The organism is Streptomyces sp. NPDC045678, from assembly GCF_056432085.1.
The window spans coordinates 456,610-475,651 of record NZ_JBWKJS010000001.1; the positions used below are offsets into that span (position 1 = coordinate 456,610).

13 protein-coding genes are annotated in these 19,042 nt (G+C 71.4%); 6 read left to right on the top strand and 7 right to left on the bottom strand.

The window, feature by feature from the left end:
* Position 1: 1 nt before the first annotated feature.
* Entirely contained in the window at positions 2 to 742 is a 741-nt protein-coding gene (locus tag AC07DO_RS01990; protein WP_479056352.1) for a hypothetical protein, read from the top strand.
* 78 nt (positions 743 to 820) lie between these two features.
* Here the strand turns inward: AC07DO_RS01990 and AC07DO_RS01995 are convergent, their stop codons facing one another.
* A complete protein-coding gene (locus AC07DO_RS01995; RefSeq protein ID WP_479056353.1) occupies positions 821 to 4,105 on the bottom strand; it encodes a S8 family serine peptidase in 3,285 nt (1,094 codons plus the stop codon).
* A 247-nt stretch (positions 4,106 to 4,352) separates the two neighbouring features.
* On the opposite strand from AC07DO_RS01995, the gene AC07DO_RS02000 reads away from it, so the two are divergent.
* The 3 genes from AC07DO_RS02000 (at position 4,353) to AC07DO_RS02010 (ending at position 8,155) form a co-directional block, all read left to right on the top strand.
* The gene (locus AC07DO_RS02000) at positions 4,353 to 4,817 is read left to right on the top strand and encodes an NUDIX hydrolase (protein WP_479056354.1); all 465 of its coding nucleotides are present in this window, start codon (positions 4,353 to 4,355) and stop codon (positions 4,815 to 4,817) included.
* A gap of 255 nt (positions 4,818 to 5,072) precedes the next feature.
* Positions 5,073 to 6,869, top strand: coding sequence for a TIGR03767 family metallophosphoesterase (locus AC07DO_RS02005; RefSeq protein WP_479056356.1), 1,797 nt, complete (start codon positions 5,073 to 5,075; stop codon positions 6,867 to 6,869).
* A gap of 110 nt (positions 6,870 to 6,979) precedes the next feature.
* Positions 6,980 to 8,155, top strand: a complete 1,176-nt coding sequence (locus tag AC07DO_RS02010; RefSeq protein ID WP_479056357.1) for a serine hydrolase domain-containing protein — start codon at positions 6,980 to 6,982, stop codon at positions 8,153 to 8,155.
* A 31-nt stretch (positions 8,156 to 8,186) separates the two neighbouring features.
* Here AC07DO_RS02010 and AC07DO_RS02015 read toward each other — a convergent pair whose 3' ends face one another.
* Both AC07DO_RS02015 and pepN read right to left on the bottom strand, forming a co-directional pair.
* Complete coding sequence (locus AC07DO_RS02015; RefSeq protein WP_479056358.1) at positions 8,187 to 9,242, bottom strand: hypothetical protein; 1,056 nt, start codon at positions 9,240 to 9,242, stop codon at positions 8,187 to 8,189.
* A 178-nt stretch (positions 9,243 to 9,420) separates the two neighbouring features.
* Positions 9,421 to 11,997, bottom strand: a complete 2,577-nt coding sequence (gene pepN, locus AC07DO_RS02020) for an aminopeptidase N (RefSeq protein WP_479056359.1) — start codon at positions 11,995 to 11,997, stop codon at positions 9,421 to 9,423.
* Positions 11,998 to 12,141: 144 nt separating this feature from the next.
* On the opposite strand from pepN, the gene AC07DO_RS02025 reads away from it, so the two are divergent.
* Positions 12,142 to 12,783, top strand: coding sequence for a mycothiol-dependent nitroreductase Rv2466c family protein (locus tag AC07DO_RS02025; protein WP_479056361.1), 642 nt, complete (start codon positions 12,142 to 12,144; stop codon positions 12,781 to 12,783).
* A 157-nt stretch (positions 12,784 to 12,940) separates the two neighbouring features.
* Here the strand turns inward: AC07DO_RS02025 and AC07DO_RS02030 are convergent, their stop codons facing one another.
* The 3 genes from AC07DO_RS02030 to AC07DO_RS02040 form a co-directional block, all read right to left on the bottom strand.
* On the bottom strand, positions 12,941 to 13,591 hold the full coding sequence (locus AC07DO_RS02030) for a superoxide dismutase (RefSeq protein ID WP_055701917.1): 651 nt from the start codon (positions 13,589 to 13,591) through the stop codon (positions 12,941 to 12,943).
* Between the two features lie 208 nt (positions 13,592 to 13,799).
* Positions 13,800 to 15,221 carry an amino acid permease gene (locus AC07DO_RS02035; RefSeq protein WP_479056363.1) on the bottom strand — a complete coding sequence of 474 codons (1,422 nt, stop codon included), beginning with the start codon at positions 15,219 to 15,221 and terminating at the stop codon, positions 13,800 to 13,802.
* A gap of 174 nt (positions 15,222 to 15,395) precedes the next feature.
* Positions 15,396 to 16,817 carry an amino acid permease gene (locus AC07DO_RS02040; protein WP_479056364.1) on the bottom strand — a complete coding sequence of 474 codons (1,422 nt, stop codon included), beginning with the start codon at positions 16,815 to 16,817 and terminating at the stop codon, positions 15,396 to 15,398.
* Between the two features lie 264 nt (positions 16,818 to 17,081).
* On the opposite strand from AC07DO_RS02040, the gene AC07DO_RS02045 reads away from it, so the two are divergent.
* Positions 17,082 to 17,660, top strand: coding sequence for a biotin transporter BioY (locus tag AC07DO_RS02045; RefSeq protein ID WP_362723555.1), 579 nt, complete (start codon positions 17,082 to 17,084; stop codon positions 17,658 to 17,660).
* A gap of 22 nt (positions 17,661 to 17,682) precedes the next feature.
* On the opposite strand, the gene AC07DO_RS02050 is transcribed toward AC07DO_RS02045, so the two are convergent.
* Positions 17,683 to 18,948 carry an FAD-binding oxidoreductase gene (locus AC07DO_RS02050; protein WP_479057497.1) on the bottom strand — a complete coding sequence of 422 codons (1,266 nt, stop codon included), beginning with the start codon at positions 18,946 to 18,948 and terminating at the stop codon, positions 17,683 to 17,685.
* Positions 18,949 to 19,042 lie beyond the last annotated feature (94 nt).

Sequence of the window (19,042 nt, forward strand, 5' to 3'; positions counted from 1 at the left end):
CGTGCGGGACAGGGAGTTCGACGCGCTGATGACGGCGATCACGGACGAGCCGGTGCCGGACGAGGCACTGCGCGATCCGGACTTCGCCGCGGCCCACGCGGCGGCCGTCGCCGACGTGGCGCTGCTGCGGGAGCGGCTCGGCGAGGTGGGCGAAGCGCTGGCGTCCGCCGGGCCGGGGCCCGAGGTGCCGGGCGAGCGTGTGGTGCCGCTCAGGACCGCGCGCAAGGCGTCCCGGCCCTTCTCCGCCGTCGCTCTCGGCGCGGTCGCGGCCACGGTGGCCGCCGCCCTGGTCGGGGGGCTCGCCTGGCTCGCGGTGGACGCGGGGCGGGGGGCGGGAGACGCGGACAAGGCGGACACGGCGTCGGGCGCGAAGAGCAGGCCGGGCGGCGGTGCGGACGGCGACGCGGACGCGGGCCTCGGCGCCGAGGGGTTCGTGGCGTGCTCGCGGCTGATCGTGGAGGGCACGGTCACGGCGGTGGACCCGCTGCCGGGCGGGCTCCAGGACCGGATCACGCTCGACGCGACGCGCTACCTGAAGCCGGCGTCCGGGAAGCCCACGGTCACCTTCCCCATGGACCGGGCCGTGGACCCGCGCCTGGAGAAGGGCGACCGCGTCCTGATCACCGTCGACGAGGGCTCCGCGGAGCCCGCCGACTGGGCCGTCGGCAAGGAACGCGACCGGCTGCGCACGATGATCCTCAAGGCCCTGCCGGCCTCGAAGAAGATCAGGTGCGACGGCTGACCGGGAGGCCGACCGGCGACAGAAAAGCGCCGGACGGACTCGACCGAGTCCGTCCGGCGCCGGAGAACCAGCGGTCCGTTACGGCGTGACCTTCTCCACCTTCACGCTGCCGCTGCCCGCGACCGTGCCGCCCGCGTTCAGCAGGGACACCTCGCCGAACAGCTCACGGCCCTCCGCGGCCGGGGCCTTCGCCTCGACCTTGGCCTCGACCTGCGCCGACGCGCCGTTGGCGAGCTTCACCGTCTTCGACTCGTCGACGGTGACCTGGCCGAGCGCGCCCGAGAAGAAGACGTCGCGGTAGTCGTAGGCGGTCGCACCGGACGGCACCGAGTAGCCCGTCACCTCGATCGTGTACGTACCGGCGGCCGGCTTCTTCAGGCTGACCGACTCCTCCGAGTCGCCCTCCGCCGACGAGCCCACGACCGCGCCGTCCTTCTTCACGGAGAGGTCCAGGTCCGCGGCGATGTCCGCGGGCGAGCCGATGGCGACGTCGAGACGCTCCGCGCCCGCGGGCACGACGACCTCGGTGGTCTGTGTCTCACCCTGCTTGATGCCGGGCCGCGCCGACTTGGACGAGCCGAGCGAACCGCCCTTCAGCTTGCCGTCGACGGCCGCGAAGTTGTTCGTGGCCTTCCAGGAGACGGGCGCCGGCGTGCCGACCTTCGCCTCGGGCAGCTTCTGCACGGCCGGGTCGAAGTCGACACCGAGCGCGGCGACGTTCAGCTCGTACGGGTTGTCGAGCAGCGGCGACGTACGGCGCGACTCGACCTCGATCTCCCAGACACCGGCCTGCGGCTGCGCGTAGGCGCGCAGGTCCGGGCGGCAGGTGTTGGCCGGGTTCTCGTAGTTCGGGTAGCAGACGATCGACGAGGTCGAGTCGACCGGGACGCCGTACGGGTGCACGGCGATGAAGCGGGTCTGGCTCTTGCCCTTCAGGCCGCCGAGGGAGACCTCGAGGGACTTGGCGCCCTTCGGGACGGTCACGAAGTACGACTTCGAGCTGTTGCGCTGCGTGGAGCCCTTGCCCGAGAAGGTGTACGCGGGCTTCGCGAGCGGCGCCGAGACGACGACCGTCGACATGATCTGCTGGTCGATGCCCTCGGTGCGCTCGTCGTCGAGGTGAAGGATCGCGCTGTGCAGACCGGCCGACTTGGCCTTCGCCCGGACCTTGACGGTCACCGGCTTGTTCAGCGGCAGCGTGATCTCGTCGTCGCCGAGCAGCTCGAAGGTGCCCTCGTGGTTGTTGACCAGGTCCAGCTCGTGGCGGACGCCGCGGTCCGGGCCGGAGGTGCGGGTGACGGTGACGTCGTACGTCCGCTTCTGGCCGGTCTTCAAGCCGCCCTCACGGTCGTAGATGCCGGTGCCGGGCTTCTTCAGCTCCTGCTCGAGGGCGGTGTCGACCGGAGCCTTCACCGTGTAGGTGTGGGCCTTCGCGCCGTCCTCGATGGCCTCCCAGGCGTCCACGATGTTGATGAGGCCGGTGCCCTGCGCGTACGCCTGCTCGCCGCGGATGCGGTCCGCGGTCGAGGTCAGCGCGGTGCGCAGCTTCGCCGGGGTCAGGTCGATCTTCTCGCGCTTGGCGGCGGAGAGCAGCAGCGCCGAGGCACCCGCGGCCTGCGGGGACGCCATCGAGGTGCCCTGCAGCATCGAGTAGCCCGCAGGGAGCCGGTAGCCGGCCTCGGCGACCGGGGAGCCCGGCAGCCAGGTCTGCGTGGTGTTGATGGCCGAGCCGGGCGCCGAGATGATCGGCGCGAAGCCGCCGTCCTCACGCGGGCCGCGCGAGGAGAACGGCATCATCGCGTACGGGCGCTCGACCTCGGAGCCGTAGTTGGCGGCCCAGGTCTCCTTGGAGATGGCGGCGCCGACCGAGATGACCTTGTCGGCGAGGCCGGGGTCGCCGATGGTGTTCGCACCGGGCCCGGAGTTGCCCGCGGAGATCACCAGCTGGACGCCGTACTCGTCGATGAGGCGCTTGTAGAGCTCGGCGCGCGCGTTGTTGCCGTCGTTGAGTGCGGGCAGGCCGCCGATCGACATGTTCACGATGTCGACGCCGCGCTTGGTGACGAGGTCGATCATGCCCTCGGTGAGCGCGACGTTGGTGCAGCCGCCGGTCCAGGTGCAGGCGCGCGAGGAGACCAGCTTGGCGCCGGGGGCGGCGCCGTTCATCCTGCCGCCGAACAGGCCGTTGGCCGCGGTGATGCCCGCGACGTGCGTGCCGTGCTCGGACTCGATGACGCCGATGTTGACGAAGTCGGCCTTCTTGCCGACCCAGTCGCCGCCGTACGGGTCGGTCGGCACGTCCTTGCGGATCTCGACGACGAACGGGACGCGCTCGACGACGTCGGTCGCCGGGTCGTCCTTGCCGAAGTAGGCGACCTGGTGGTCGTCCTTGTACGGCTTCATCGGCTCGTCGTCGGTGAAGTCCTTGTTGTCGTTCAGGTCGACGCGGACGGTGCCGGCGGCCGGGTCGTACAGCACGCCCCAGCTGTCGGTGGTGTCGCCGTCCCGGTTGATGTCGCCCTTGGCGTCGCCGCCGGTGGTGGCCGACTCCAGGAAGCGGTTGACCTGGAAGGAGCCCGCCGGGGCCTTCCACGTCGCGCCGTTCCAGGTGAAGACGGGGCCCGTGACCGGGTTGGTCATACGGCGCCAGGTGCCGTCCGCGTCCACGATCGGGTCGGTCGCGGTCACCCAGTCGGTGATCTTGCGCTCGCCGGTCGTGGTCTTCTTCAGCGCCGGGTGGCCGAGGTCGACGCCGGAGTCCAGGATGCCGATGGTGACGCCGCGGCCGTCCGCCTTGCGATGCTTCTTCACGAAGTCGACGGCGCCGGTCTCGGCGGACGGGTTGTACGGGTTGTCCGCCGGGGTCTTCTCGTCCGGACCCGGGTACGTGCCGCGCGCGCCGTGCTTCGCGCCCTCGGCGCGGTCGGCGGCGGGCGTCGGGTCGTCCAGCTCGATCTCGTGCCGCAGGTCGATGGCGTGCACGGACGACAGCGCGGCCGCGGACTTGATCGCCGCGTCGGCCTTGGCGGTCGGCACGGTCGCGCGGACGTAGCCGAGCTTGTCGTAGGTGCGGCCGACCGAGCCGCCCTTGACGCCGTCGAGCCGGTCGGCGACCTGCTCGGTGGCGCCGGGCGCGGTGGCGACCATCATCGTGACGGTCTTCTCGCCGTCCGCCTTGGCGTCGGCGAGCAGGTCGGCGTCGGCCGACCCGAGCTTGCCGTCCGCGGACTTGGGGGCGGGCACGGGCGTCTCGTCCGCCGCGAAGGCGAGAGGGGCGGCCCCGGTCGCGCAGAGCGCGGCGGTGAGACCGACGGCTATCGCGAGACGGGGCGCGCGTCTGGCGCTGGAACTGGATCTGGGCATCGGCATCCCTGTGCGTGAAAGACGGGAAGGAGGGTCGATACGGTCCCGGATTCCGGGAAGGTCCGGAATCCGGGGCCGGATGACCGCTCAGCCTTACGCAAGTGACAGGTGTTTGGGGAGAGTTGTCCGAGCTGTGATCAGGGCGTGACGCAATTCCGCCATACGCCATGGCGGACAAGCCGCTGTATAAGCGGACATGGTTTCCCGGAGAGCCCCGTCACGGGCGTGAACCGCCTAGCGTCAACCCGTGCACAAAGAACTTCGGGTGGCGGCCTACGCCGTATGCGTACGGGACGGACAGGTGCTGCTCGCCCGCTGGGTCGCCGGTGACGGCAGCAAACGCTGGACGCTGCCCGGCGGCGGCATGGACCACGGCGAGGACCCCTACGACACGGTGATCCGGGAGGCCGACGAGGAGACCGGATACGTCCTCGAGCCCGTCGCCCTCCTCGGTGTCGACTCCCTGCGCCGCCGCTACCCGCGCAGGCTCGGCGCCCTCGCCGACTTCCACGGACTGCGGATCGTGTACGAGGGGCGCGTCACCGGCGGAGCGCTGCGCCACGAGACCGACGGGTCCACGGACCTCGCCGCCTGGCACCCCCTGGACGCCGTACCGGACCTCGACCGCGTCGGACTCGTCGACATCGGCCTGGAGCTGTGGCGCACCCGCCCCGCCGACGGCCACGCACACCCCACGGGACCGGCCCACTGACCCTTAGCACCGCCTCCCCTTCCCCGAGAGGTGAACGCGGAGTGACCGCCTCCTCTCCGCCGGGAGAGGGGTGCGTGACCGCGCAGGGTGCCGACTGATCCACGTACGGTGATCTGCGCTGCCCGTTGCCGTCTCGTTCACGCGCACGCCACCCCCGCTGCCAACGATCCAGTACGAGCGAGAAGTTCGCGGGCCGCACCCCGGCCCGGGCTCCCCGCGACCACTGCCGAAGCGTTCGCACCCGGGAGACCGCGCATGCCGCGCATACGCTCTGTCGCCACCGCAACCGCCACGGCCGCCGCGGATGCCGCCGCCGGACTCGACCGCCGCGCCCTGCTCGCCGCCACCGGAGCGGTCACCCTCTCCGCCGGCATCGGCTACGCGCTGGGCCCCGGCGCCGGCTCCGGGAACGCCGCACCCGCCGACCGCGCCACCGTCCCGCGCTCCCGTCCGGCGCCCGCCGCACCCGCCGCGCCCCGGATGCCGTACAAGAACGGCACCACCCTGCACACCGTCGCCGCCCCGCACGGCACCACCGGCTACCGGCGGCTCGGCGAAGGACCGGCCTGGCCGCGGGTCGTCCGCGGCGACCTCGCGGCGGCGAAGCCGGGCCGCGAGGGGCGCAGGACCGCGCTCGCCGCCTTCGTGCAATTCACCGACCTGCACCTCGTCGACGTGCAGAACCCGCTGCGGTACGAGTACCTGCGCGCCCAGACCGCGAGCGCCTGGCGTCCCCACGAGTCCCTGTCCGTGGCGGGCGCCGTCGCCCTCGTCGAACGGGTCAACGCGCTGCGCGGCGCGCCCGCCACCGGCGCGCCCCTGCACTGCGTCGTGACGACCGGCGACAACACCGACAACAACTCCCGCGCCGAACTCGACTGGTTCCTCAAGGTGATGAGCGGCGGCCGCATCACCCCCAACACCGGCGACCCGCGCCGCTACGAAGGCGTGCAGGCCAGCGGCCTGAAGCTGTACTGGCACCCGGACGACCCGCTGCGCGACACCGACAAGCGCCTCGGCTTCCCGCACCTGCACGGCTTCCTCGACGCCGCGATCCGCGAGGTCAACAGCCCCGGACTCGGCCTGCCCTGGTACTCCACGGTCGGCAACCACGACGCGCTGCCCGGCGGCTGCTGGGCGCCCCGCGACCCGTACCTCACCGAGTTCGCCACGGGCGGCAAGAAGCTGATGTCCCTCGACGAGGCGCGCGGAGCCGCCCTCTGGAAGGCGGTCAAGAAGGGCCACGACCCCAAGGGCGCCCGCTTCAAGGAACTCCTCCGGAGCGAGAAGCGGCGCATGCGGTCCGTCACGCCGGACGCGTCCCGCGCCCCCTTCACCCCCGCCGAGTACCTCCGGGCCCACCTCGACCCCGCCCACACGGGCCCCGGCCCCGTCGGCCACGGCTACACGCAGGAGAACCTCGCCGCCGCCACCCAGCACTACTCCTTCCGCATCAGCGACGACGTGCTCGGCATCAGCCTGGACAGCACCGACCCCGGCGGCCACTACGAAGGCTCGCTCGGCACCGCCCAGCTGCGCTGGCTGGAGCGCGAGCTGAAGGCCAACGAGCGGCGCGACGGCGGTCCTTCGTACGTCGTCGTCCTCAGCCACCACACCAGCAGGACCATGCGCAACCTCCGCCACGACCCGGCGCACCCCGGGGAGGCCCGGCACGGCGGCGACGAGATCGTCTCGCTGCTCGGCCGGTACCGCTCGGTCCTCGCCTGGGTCAACGGTCACAGCCACAAGAACGCCATCACCCCGCACCGCACCCCGCACGGCGCCTTCTGGGAGATCTCGACCGCCTCGCACATCGACTTCCCGCAGCTGGCGCGGGTGGTCGAGCTCACCGACAACCACGACGGAACGATTTCCCTCTTCACCACACTCATCGAGTCCGCCGCCCCGCACCGCACGGATTTCGCCGATCTCTCCCAGACCGGTCTTGCCGCCCTGTACCGGGAGCTGTCCTTCAACGCCCCCGGCGCGAAGCCCGCGTTGGGCGGCGACGCGGGTGACCGGAACACGGAACTCGTGCTGCGAAAGGGCTGAATCGGGCTCAACCCCGGCGGGCCGCTCAACCCTCCGCACCGGGCCACGGGTCCATCCGGCCGACGCAAGCCGGACGACGTCCGGGACCTGAAGGCCGGGAGGGGCAGGGCATGACAGTGCGCAGAGGGCGAGCGGGGCGGGCAGGGGTGACGGCGGCGGTTGCCGTGACGGCGGTGATGACGGTGACGGCCGGGGCGTTCGCGGCCCCCGCGCTCGCCGCGCCGCACGGCCACGGCGAGGGGCACCGCGCGACGCTGCGCGCGATGAAGGCCGCCCTGAACGAGGACGCACCCGGTGTCACCGTGCGGGCCAAGGACCGGCACGGCCCCTGGAACGCCGCGGCGGGCACCGGTGACCTGGCCCGGCACACCCCGCGCGGCGCCCACGACCACTACCGGATCGGCAGCGTCACCAAGACGTTCGTCGCGACCGTGCTCCTCCAGTTGGAGGCCGAGGGCCGCCTCGACCTGGACGACACGGTCGGGCAGTGGCTGCCGGGCGTCGTCGAGGGGAACGGCCACGACGGCGACCGGATCACGGTCCGCCAGATCCTCAGCCACACCAGCGGCATCTACGACGTGACGTCCGACGACGAGGTCCGGCGCAAGGTGTTCAGCGAGGACTTCCTCGCACACCGCTACGACACCTGGACCGCCGAGCAGCAGATCGCCATCGCCATGCGCCACAAGCCGGACTTCGCGCCCGGCACCGCCTGGAAGTACTCCAACACCAACTACGTCATCGCCGGAAAGCTCATCGAGCGGATCACCGGCAACCCGTACGCGCAGGAGATCGAGCAACGCATCATCGAGCCGCTCGGCCTGCGCGCCACCTCGGTCCCCGGCACCGACCCGGCCATGCCCGCACCCAGCTCCCGCGCGTACACCAAGCTCTCCGACGGACCCGACGCCAAGAACCACGACGTGACGGAGCTGAACCCGACCGTGGCGGGTGCGGCCGGCGGGATGATCTCCAACTCGGCCGACCTGAACCGCTTCTACGCGGCGCTGCTGCGGGGCAGGCTCCTGCCCGCGAAGCAGCTCGCCGAGATGAAGACCACCGTCCCCAAGGGCGACGGCCGGCCGGGCCAGCGGTACGGACTCGGTCTGGAGCCCTTCAAGACCGCGTGCGGCACGGTCGTCTGGGGCCACGGCGGCGACATCCACGGCTCGGCGTCCGGCGCGGGTGCGACGGCGGACGGCCGCCACGCGCTCGCGGTCAACTTCAACGGCCCCGGGGGCGACGTGCGGCCGGTGCTCGACGCGGAGTTCTGCGGCAAGGGGTGAACGGCAGGGGAGAGCGGGGTGGGGTGAGGCGTCAGCTGGGCAGTACCACGACGTACGCCGCCGGCTCGCGGTCCGTCGACGCCATCAGCGCCGTCCGCACCACGGTGGCCTGCTGCTCCAGCGAGTCCCTGAGCTTCCTCGGGGTGATGTGGACGACGGTGATGCCGAGACGCTCCAGGTGCTCGCGCTTGCGGACGTACTCGGACCACACCGCGTCGTCCTCCTGCTTCAGGCCCTGCCGGGGCGCCCGCGTGTCCAGCTCCACGGCCACGGCCTGGTCGGGCCAGTAGGCGTCGACGCCGCCGAGGTGCGGGCCGCCGGGCAGCCGCAGATCGACGTTCCACATCGGGTCGGGCAGGCCGTGCTCGGCGACCATGCGGTACAGCCGGTCCTCGGCGATGGCCCGCCCCTCGGCGATCAGGGAGTCGACGGCGTCCACCATGTGCGGGCGGGACAGCAGCCGCGCCTGGGTCAACTCCCGCACGACGGCGGCCGGTTCGCAGTGGCCGCCGCGCACCGCCTCGGTGAGCAGCCGCCGCACCGCGCCCGCGTCGGCGAGTCGCGCCACCGCGTCGGCGAGCGCGCGGGGGACGGGCGCGACCGGAACTCCCGTGATCTGCTGGGGAGTCGGCAGCGCGGCGCCGCGCACGAGCCGGGCGAAGCCCACGGAGCGCAGGCGCCGGGTGCGGGGCACCAGGACGTCGATGCGGTCCAGGGAGAGCAGCGGGGGAGCGGACGAGAAACGGTGCAGGGCCAGCGCGGCGAGCCCCGTGATCATCGCGTCGGCGTAGGCGGCGTGCGGTTCGCCCGCGCGGGGCTGGGAGGGCACGGCCCCGGCCTCGCGTGCGGGCAGGCGCCCCGCGTACAGCAGGGCGCCGTGCAGCCGCTCCTCGCTCGTCGGCGGGCCCGGGTGCAACAGACAGACACCGGGCAGGAGTTGCTGCCAAGGACCACCCGGGCGGCAGTGCGCGCCGACGTCCGCCGGGGAGACGCCGTGCTCGCCGAGCTGGGCCGTACTCATGACGCGCAGCTGGACGTCGGCGAGGTGCGTCAGGGGGAGGGGGGAAAGCGGGGCGTTGTGGTTCATGACCCGGTCGTTCCCGCGCCTCCTCGCCCCGCTAACCGCTGTTACACGCCCGTCGACAAACCAGGACAAGCTCGCCCTAAAGCACGGGCGTTCGACAGCCGAGGATCTCCGGCCCCCGGCACACCCCCTGACCTGCGCCGCCGCCCGCCGACGGCACAGGCCAGTGCCTCACTCCGTGCTAGATCGCGGCACCCGCGTCGCACGCCTGTGCCCGCAGCGACCGCGCCAGGTCGTCGCGTGCCTCGAGCACCAGACGGCGCAGGGCCGGTGCCGACGACTCGTGCGCGGCGAGCCACTCGTCGGCCGCCGCCAGCGTCGCCGCGTCACCCTGGAGGTGGGGGAAGAGGCCCCGCACCACGTCCATGCCGATCTGGATGGACCGCTCGGCCCACACCCGCTCGATCGCCGCGAAGTACTTCGAGACGTACGGCGCCGCGAGCTCCCGCTGCGACGGCTGCGTGAACCCCGAGATCGTCGCCTCGACCAGCGCGTTGGACAGCTGGTCGGACTCCACCACGGCGGCCCATGCCTGCGCCTTGACGGCCGCCGAGGGCCGCGCGGCCAGGCAGCGCACCTGGTGCCGCTTGCCGGAAGCGGTGTCGTCCCTGGCCAGCTCGGCGGCGAGCGCCTCCTCGTCGGCGGCGCCGTGCGCGGCCAGCGGGCTCAGGAACGCCCATCGCAGCTCCTGGTCGACCTCCAGGCCGTCGATCTTGGCGTTGCCGTCCAGGAAGCCCTGCAGCAGCTGCAGGTCGGCCGCCGACGACGCCACCGAGGCGAAGAACCGCGCCCACGTCAGCTGGTGCTGGCTGCCCGGCGCCGCGATCCGCAGCTCCCGCAGCGCACCTTCGGCGAGCGCAGTGGCGCCCTCCTCGCGCCACTCGGGCGCGGCGTAGTGCGTGAGGGCGGAGTTCGTCCACGCGTGCAGCATCTGCAGGACGCCGATGTCGCTCTCCTGCCCGGCGAAGCGCAGCACGAGGCCGATGAAGTCCCGCGCGGGCATGAGCCCGTCCCGCGTGAGGCTCCACAGCGCGGACCAGCACAGGGCGCGGGCCAGCGGGTCGGTGATGTCGCCGAGGTGGTCCCGCAGCGTGGCGAGGGAGTTCTCGTCGAAGCGGATCTTGCAGTACGTCAGGTCGTCGTCGTTGACCAGGACGAGCTCGGGCGCCGTCTCGCCGGCGAGCTCGGCCACGACCGTGCGCGGCCCGTCGACGTCGACCTCCGCGCGTGCGTACCGCTCCAGGTCGCCGCCCGCCGCCCGGCGGTAGAGGCCGACGGCCACGCGGTGCGGGCGCAGCTCGGGGTGGGACTCCGCGGCCTCCTGGAGGACGGAGAGCTCGGTGATCCGGCCCTCCGCGTTCAGGATGACCTGCGGGGTCAGGGAGTTGACGCCGGCCGTCTGGAGCCAGGCGCGCGACCAGGACGCCATGTCGCGCCCGGAGGTCTCCTCCAGGACCGAGAGCAGGTCGCCGAGGACCGTGTTCCCGTACGCGTGCCGCTTGAAGTAGCGCCGGGCGCCCTCCAGGAACGCCTCACGTCCCACGTACGCGACGAGCTGCTTGAGGACCGACGCGCCCTTCGCGTACGTGATCCCGTCGAAGTTGAGCTTGGCGTCCTCCAGGTCGCGGATGTCGGCCGTGACGGGGTGGGTGGAGGGCAGCTGGTCGGCGCGGTAGGCCCACGCCTTGCGGTTGTTGGCGAAGGTGATCCAGCCGTTGGTGAAGCGGGTCGCCTCCACCATCGAGAAGGAGCCCATGAAGTCGGCGAAGGACTCTTTGAGCCACAGGTCGTCCCACCACCGCATGGTGACGAGGTCGCCGAACCACATGTGCGCCATCTCGTGGAGGATGACGTTGGCCCGGCGCTCGTACGACGCCTGGGTCACCTTGCCGCGGAAGATGAACTCCTCGCGGAAGGTCACCAGGCCCGGGTTCTCCATCGCGCCGAGGTTGTACTCCGGCACGAACGCCTGGTCGTACTTCCCGAACGGGTACGGGTGGTCGAAGTTGTCGTGGAAGAAGTCCAGGCCCTGCTTGGTGACGAGGAAGACGTCGTCGGCGTCGAAGTGCGGGGCGAGGCCCTTGCGGCACATCGCGCCGAGGGGGATCTCCAGGCGGGTGCCGTCGTCCAGCACGCGCGTGTACGAGTCCGTCACGTAGTGGTACGGGCCCGCGACGACCGCCGTGATGTACGTCGAGATCGGCTTGGTCTCGGCGAACTTCCACACGCCGTCGGTCAGCTCGCCCACGCCGTTGGACCACGCCGTCCATCCCTCGGGGGCCTGGACCGCGAAGCGGTAGGGCGCCTTCAGGTCGGGCTGCTCGAAGTTGGCGAAGACACGGCGGGCGTCCGCCGGTTCGTACTGCGTGTAGAGGTAGACCTCGCCGTCCTCCGGGTCGACGAAGCGGTGCATGCCCTCACCGGTGCGGCTGTACGCACACTGGGCGTCCACCACCAGTTCGTTCTCCTCGGCCAGATCCTCCAGCGTGATCCGGGTGCCGTCGAAGACCTCGGAGGGGTCCAGGTCCCTGCCGTTGAGCGACACCGCGGTGACGCTCGGCGCGATCAGGTCCGCGAAGGTCGCGGCGCCCGGCTCGGCGCTCCGGAACCGGATCGTGGTGACCGAGCGGAACGTGCGCGGCTCCTGACCGCTCTCGCCGACCGCCGACCGCAGGTCGAGGAAGACCTCGTAACCGTCGACGGAGAGCAGCGCGGCCCTCTCGCGGGCCTCGTCGCGGGACAGATTCTCACCGGGCACGGGCGGCACTCCCTTGTGACTCGCATGACTCGTACGAATGTCTACGATCCTCGCATGTGCCGTCTGCGGCCGACATCCGGGAATGCCCCGGTGCGCCACGGACGTTTCCCCGGCCAGATGCGAACGGATTCCCTAGGGAGAGACATGTCCGAGAACGGCAGCAAGACCCCCGTCGACTTCTGGTTCGACCCGCTGTGCCCCTGGGCCTGGATGACGTCCCGCTGGATGCTCGAGGTCGAGAAGGTCCGCGACGTGGAGGTCCGCTGGCACGTGATGAGCCTGGCCGTCCTGAACGAGGACAAGCTCGACGATCTCCCCGACGAATACCGCGAGATGCTGGAGACGAAGGCCTGGGGCCCCGTCCGTGTCGTCATCGCCGCCCAGCAGAAGCACGGCGACGAGGTCCTCGGCAAGCTCTACACCGCGCTCGGCACCCGTTTCCACAACCGTGGCGAGGGCCCCACGCGCGAGGCGGTCGTCGGCGCGCTGGAAGACGCGGGCCTGCCCGCCGACCTCGTCGACCACATGGACTCGGACGCCTACGACACGGAGCTGCGCGCCTCCCACAAGGAGGGCATCGACAAGGTCGGCCAGGAGGTCGGCACGCCGGTCATCGCCGTCCCCGGCGCCGACGGCTCGCAGGTCGCCTTCTTCGGCCCGGTCGTGACCCCCGCTCCCAAGGGCGAGGCGGCGGCGAAGCTCTGGGACGGCACGCTGCTGGTGGCCTCGACCCCGGGCTTCTACGAGATCAAGCGGACCCGCACCCAGGGCCCGATCTTCGACTGACGCCCCCGGAAGACCGGCGCGTGCGGAGATGACCCCGCGCACAGAAAGGCCCCCGTGAGTCACGTCCTCACGGGGGGCCTTTCCTTCATCCGCCCGCCTCGGCGAAAGTTGAGAAGACGATCACGAGGCAGGACGTTTCTTCACGGGGTCAGCGGCCTCACGGGGCCAGCAGGAGGCTGTTCACCCGCTCCTTCGCGGCCGCGTAACGCTTGGCCACGTCCTGCCAGTTGACGACCTGCCACATGGCCTCGATGAAGTCGACCTTCTGGTTCTTGTACTGCAGGTAGAAGGCGTGCTCCCAGGCGTCGAAGACCAGGATCGGCGTCGAGCCCTGGCCGACGTTGCCCTGGTGGTCGTAGACCTGCTCGACGATGAGGCGGTTGCTGAGCGGCTCGTAGGCGAGCACGCCCCAGCCGGAGCCCTGCGTCGTCGCCGAGGCCTTGGTCAGCTGGGCCTTGAACTTGGCGAAGGAGCCGAAGGACTCGGTGATCGCGTCTGCGAGGTCGCCCACGCCGTCCGCGGCCAGCGGTTCACCGCCGCCGCCGTCCTTCGGGCTGTTCATGTTGTGCCAGTAGATGCTGTGGAGGATGTGGCCGGAGAGGTGGAACGCGAGGTTCTTCTCCAGGCCGTTGATGGCGCCCCACGTCTCCTTGTCGCGCGCCTCCTCCAGCTGCTCAAGAGTGTCGTTCGCGCCCTTCACGTACGCCGCGTGGTGCTTGTCGTGGTGCAGCTCGATGATCTGCGGGTTGATGACAGGTTCGAGCGCCGCGTAGTCGTACGGAAGTTCAGGAAGCGTGTAAATGGCCATGATCCGAGCCCTCCGACTGCTGCTCTGCTGTGATTCTCAAGTTATTGCAACTCTGTCGCAAGTGCAGGCTAGCAGCAGCTACTGGGAGAAGTTGATCAGCCCTTCGTCCTAGGTCCGCGCGGGAATATGCGCGTACGCCTCCGGGCGCCGACGCACACGAAGAAGCCCCGGACCGCGAGGTCCGGGGCTTCTTTACGGGGTTCGGTGCTCAGACGGCCGCAGCCCGCTTCTCCGCGAGCTTCTGCCGCACGATCCCGATGACGGCGAGCGCCAGCGTCAGGCCCCCCGTGGCGAGCAGCTGCTTGCGCGTGTCGGGCTGGTCGGTCATCAGATAGAAGATGTACGCCATGCCGGCCAGCGCCACCCAGGTCAGGAACGGGAACGCCCACATCCGGATGACGAGCTTCTCCGGCGCCTCGCGCTCGGTCCTGCGGCGCAGGATGAGCTGCGAGACGGCGATGAAGATCCAGACCATCAGGATCATCGCGCCGATCATGTTGAGCAGCCACGGGAAGACGTCGTCCGGACGCCAGTAGCTGAGCAGCACGCAGACGAAGCCGAAGAACGAGGAGGCGAGCACCGCGAGGCGCGGCACGCCGCCCGAGACCTTGCCGAGCGCCTTCGGGCCCTGGCCGCGCTCGATCAGGGAGTACGACATGCGCGACGCGCCGTAGATGTTGGCGTTCATCGCGGAGAGCAGGGCGACCAGGACGATCACGTTCATGATCTCGCCGGCGCCGGGGATGCCCAGGTGGTCGAGCGTGGCGACGTACGGGCCCTTGGCGGCGACCTCCTTGTTGTCCCACGGCAGCAGCGTCACGACGACGAGCATCGAGCCGACGTAGAAGACGGCGATGCGCCACATCGCGGTGCGCACGGCCTTCGCGACGCTCTTGACCGGGTTCTCGGACTCGGCGGCGGCGATGGTGACGGTCTCCAGACCGCCGTACGCGAAGACGGAGGCGAGGAGGCCGATGATCAGGCCGTCCGTGCCGTTCGGCATGAAGCCGCCCTCGCCCGTGAGGTTCTCCAGGCCGGGGGCCGGGTTGTCGGAGCCGGGCAGGATGCCGAGGATCGCGAGGACGCCGATGCCGAGGAAGAGCGTGATGGCGCCGACCTTGAGCGCGGCGAACCAGAACTCGAACTCGCCGAAGTTCTTCACGGCCGTCAGGTTGGCACCGCAGAAGACCAGCATGAAGAGGGCGACCCACGCCCACTCCGGGCTGTCGGGGAACCAGCCGACCATGATCTTGGCGGCGCCGATGCCCTCGAGCCCGACGGCTACGCAGAGCAGGAACCAGAAGCCCCAGCCCGCGGTGAAGCCCGCCCAGGGGCCGATGGCGCGCTCGGCGTGGACCGAGAAGGAGCCCGACGCGGGGTTCGCGGCCGACATCTCACCGAGCATGCGCATCACGAGCATGACAAGTGCACCGGAGACGGCGTAGGCGAGGACGATCGAGGGACCGGCCGCGGCGATGCCCGCCCCGGAGCCCACGAAGAGCCCGGCGCCGATCACGCCACCGAGCGCGATCATGGAAAGATGCCGCTGCTTGAGGCCGTGGACCAGCGGGGAGTCGGCCTTCGGTGCTTCGTCGGGTGCTGCGTCCTGTTGGGTGGACGTCCGAGACATGGGCGTGCCCTGTTCAGTAGCCGAGACGGGGGAGCGAGCGGCCCACAGTCTGAGGTCCGGTACCGCTGACAGGGAACACTTGACCGCTATACGGACACGACGCTCACACGTTGTGAAGAATCACGCACAACAAGTTCACCTGTTGTTCACGTTGGTCTCTTGGAGCGGGCCCCGTCACACGGGCCTCTTCCTGCGGGCCTCGCGCCACTCCCGCAGGCCCGCGACCGCAAGGACGAGCGTCGTCGCCCCCGCCGACCACAGCAGCTGCGGCCGTGCGTCGGCGTCCGTCAGCATCAGCCCCAGCACGGCGGCCATCGCGGCCAGCGCCGCCCACGTCAGATACGGGAACGCCCACATCCGCAGCACGAGCCGCTCCGGCGCCTCGCGCTCGATGCGCCGCCGCAGCCGCAGCTGTGACACGGCGATCAGCGCCCAGACGAAGAGCAGCACCGCACCGACGGAGTTGAGCATGTAGAGGAAGACGGAGTCCGGCCACTTCAGATTGAGGACCACGGACACGAAGCCGAACGCGACGGACGCGAGGACCGCACGCCGCGGCACCCCGCCCCCGGACGCCCCGCCGCGGGCCACCTTCAGCAGCGCCTTCGGCGCCTCGCCGCGCTCGGCCAGCGAGAAGACCATCCGGGAGGACCCGTAGAGGTTGGCGTTCAGCGCGGAGAGCAGCGCCACGAACACCACGATGTTCATGATCGTCCCGGCGGACGGCACCCCGATCGAGTCGAGGACCGTCACATACGGACTGGCTCCCGCCTTCTGCGCCGTCCACGGCAGCACCGTCACGATGACCAGCATCGACCCGACGTAGAAGAAGAGGATCCGGTAGACCGCGCTGCGCACCGCGCGGGCGACCGAGCGCACCGGGTCGTCGGACTCGGCGGCCGCGATCGTCACGACCTCGAGGCCGCCGAACGCGAAGACGACGGCGAGGACGCCCGAGACGACACCGGACCAGCCGTGCGGCAGGAACCCGCCCTGCCCCGTCAGGTTCGTCAGGCCCACCGGGTCCGTATCCGGCAGCACGCCGAAGACCGCGAGCAGTCCGAGGACCAGGAACGCGATGATCGCGAAGACCTTGAGCGTCGCGAACCAGAACTCGAACTCCCCGAAGTTCTTCACCGACGCGAGGTTGGCCGCCGTGAAGACCACCATGAAGATCAGCACCCAGGCCCACTGCGGCACCGCGGGCGCCCAGCCGTTGGCGATCTGTGCGGCGCCGGTCGCCTCCACGGCGAGCACCACGACCAGCAGGAACCAGTAGAGCCAGCCGACGCTGAACCCCGCCCAGCGGCCCATCGCGCGCTCCGCGTGCACGGAGAACGAGCCCGAGGCGGGCATCGCGGCGGACATCTCGCCGAGCATCCGCATCACGCACATCGCGAGCGCGCCCGCGATCAGATACGAGACGACGATGCCGGGGCCCGCCACCGAGATCCCGGCACCCGACCCCACGAAGAGCCCGGCGCCGATGACACCGCCGAGCCCGAGCATCGTGAGGTGACGCTGCTTGAGACCGCCGCCGAGGGGCTCGGGTCCGGCCCCCGTCTCGGGCAGGCTGTCCGGTGGTGCGTCGTGCATGGTGCTCAGGCTGCTCTCGGGGCTCACAAGACTTTGGCGGGACTCCACAGTCTCTCCGGGGTGCGCCCCCTCGCGCAAAACGGGGCACCCACCCGCCGACCTCCGTGACGAGCATCACGCCGGTCGAGGTGTACACGAACCCCTTTGTACGGAGCCCACCAAGGCCCCGCCCCCGGGTTGTCGGCCGATGACCGTGTTGCCGCCGCGCCGCCTGGGATAGCGTCGACGCGTTCCCACCTGCCCACGTCCCCCGCGGAGTCCCCGATGAGCATCGCCGCCGCCACCACCCGCCCCGGCCAGGTCCTCGCCGACCTGCTGCCCGCGTCCCGCGTGAAGGACGCGGCGCTCGTGCTCGGCGGCGCCGCGCTCACCGGAATCGCCGCCCAGATCGCGGTGCCCGTGCCGGGCTCCCCGGTGCCGGTGACCGGACAGACCTTCGCCGCGCTGCTCGTCGGCACGTCGCTGGGCGCCCGCCGCGGCTTCCTCTCCCTCGCCCTGTACGCCCTCGTGGGCATGGCGGGCATGCCGTGGTTCGCCCAGGCGGGCTCCGGCGTCGCGGCCCCGTCCCTCGGCTACGTCCTCGGCATGCTGCTCGCCGCCACCGTGGTGGGCGCCCTGGCCCGCCGCGGCGGCGACCGCTCCGTGCTGCGCACCGCGGGCACGATGGTCCTCGGCTCGGCGATCATCTACGCGGTCGGCGTCCCGTACCTGGCCGCCGCCACCGGCATGTCGATGACCCAGGCGGTCGCCGCCGGGCTCACGCCGTTCCTGATCGGCGACGCCCTGAAGGCCGCGCTCGCGATGGGCGCCCTGCCGACGGCGTGGAAGTTCCTGGACCGCTGACCGCCGACGGACCGGCCCGGTCTCAGGGCTGGTCGAGGCCGTAGTTCCGCCTGAAGAGGTTCGCCGGGTCGTACGTGACCTTCAGCCCGGCGAGCCTCTTCCGCGTCTCCGGGTCGTACAGCCCCTGCGGCCTGTCGTTGCCGCCGAAGACGAAGTTGAGCGAACGCCCCAGCGTCTGCGGGGCCACGAGCCCGAACGCCTCCGCGTGCACCCGGCGGTGGGCCTCGACGTCCGCCCCGTCCAGCGGCGAAAGGAGCCGCAGCAGCCAGCCCGCCTCGCGGTGGGGGACGGCGTTCTCCGTGGGGCGCGCCAGCGCTCCGCCCAGGTGGTTGAGTTGCAGGATGTGCATCGCGGCCGCGTCGGGTCCGGTCAGCGCGAGGACGGCGCAGGCCGCCTCGACGTCCAGGGTGTCCAGGACGGCGTTGTCGCCGTAGTAGGCGTGCGGGAAGTCCGGGTCGCCGTGGATGGAGGGGCTCTCCGCGTACGGCATCTCCCGCAGCGTGTCCGACACCGTGGGCCCGAGCTCCCGCAGCGGCGCCACGAGCCGCTCGCCCTCCGCCCGCGGACCGGTGAACGCGACCCGGATCAGGACGAGATAGCTGCCCCGCAGATGCGGAGGGAGCTGCGGCAGGTCCGGATAGACGAGCGCCGCGAGTGACGAGGTCACCTCGTCGGGCAGGGTCCGCGTCCACTCCTCGTAGCCGCGCAGCACCGCGGCCGGGTCGACCGCCCTGCCGTCGAACGTGAGGGCGCCGCCGTACAGCCGCGCCACCGGCACCAGACCGATCTCCAGCTCCGTGACCACGCCGAGCTGCGCGCCGCCGCCCAGCAGGCCCCAGAACAGCTCCGGGTCGCCGGCCCGCGTGACGTGGCGCAGGACACCGTCCCCGGTGACGACGTCGACCGAGCGGACGTGGTCGGCCGCGTAGCCGAACTCCCGGCACAGGATGCCGAGTCCGCCGCCGAGCGTGTACCCGACGGCGCCCACACTCGGCGCCGTACCGTTCAGCGGCGCGAGCCCGTGCTCCACCGCGGCCTCGACGACCTGACCCCAACGGGCGCCCGCGCCGACGGTCGCGGTGCGCGCGCCGGGGTCGATCCGCACGGAGTCCATGCGCCGCGTGGTGATGAGGACGCCGCCCTCGGAGGCTCCCGGCACGCCGTGCCCGGTGGCCTGCACGCCGACGGGCAGACCCGCCCCGGCCGCGTACGCCACCGCGGCGGCGACGTCGTCGGCGCTCTCCGCGCCGAAGACGATGTCGGGCCGGGTCGCGAACCCGGTCTGCATTCCGGCGATTTCCTCTTCGTATCCGGCGTCGTCCGGCCGGAACACGAGTCGCTGGGCGGTGTGGTCCACGGGTGCCTCCCCTGTCTCGTATGAC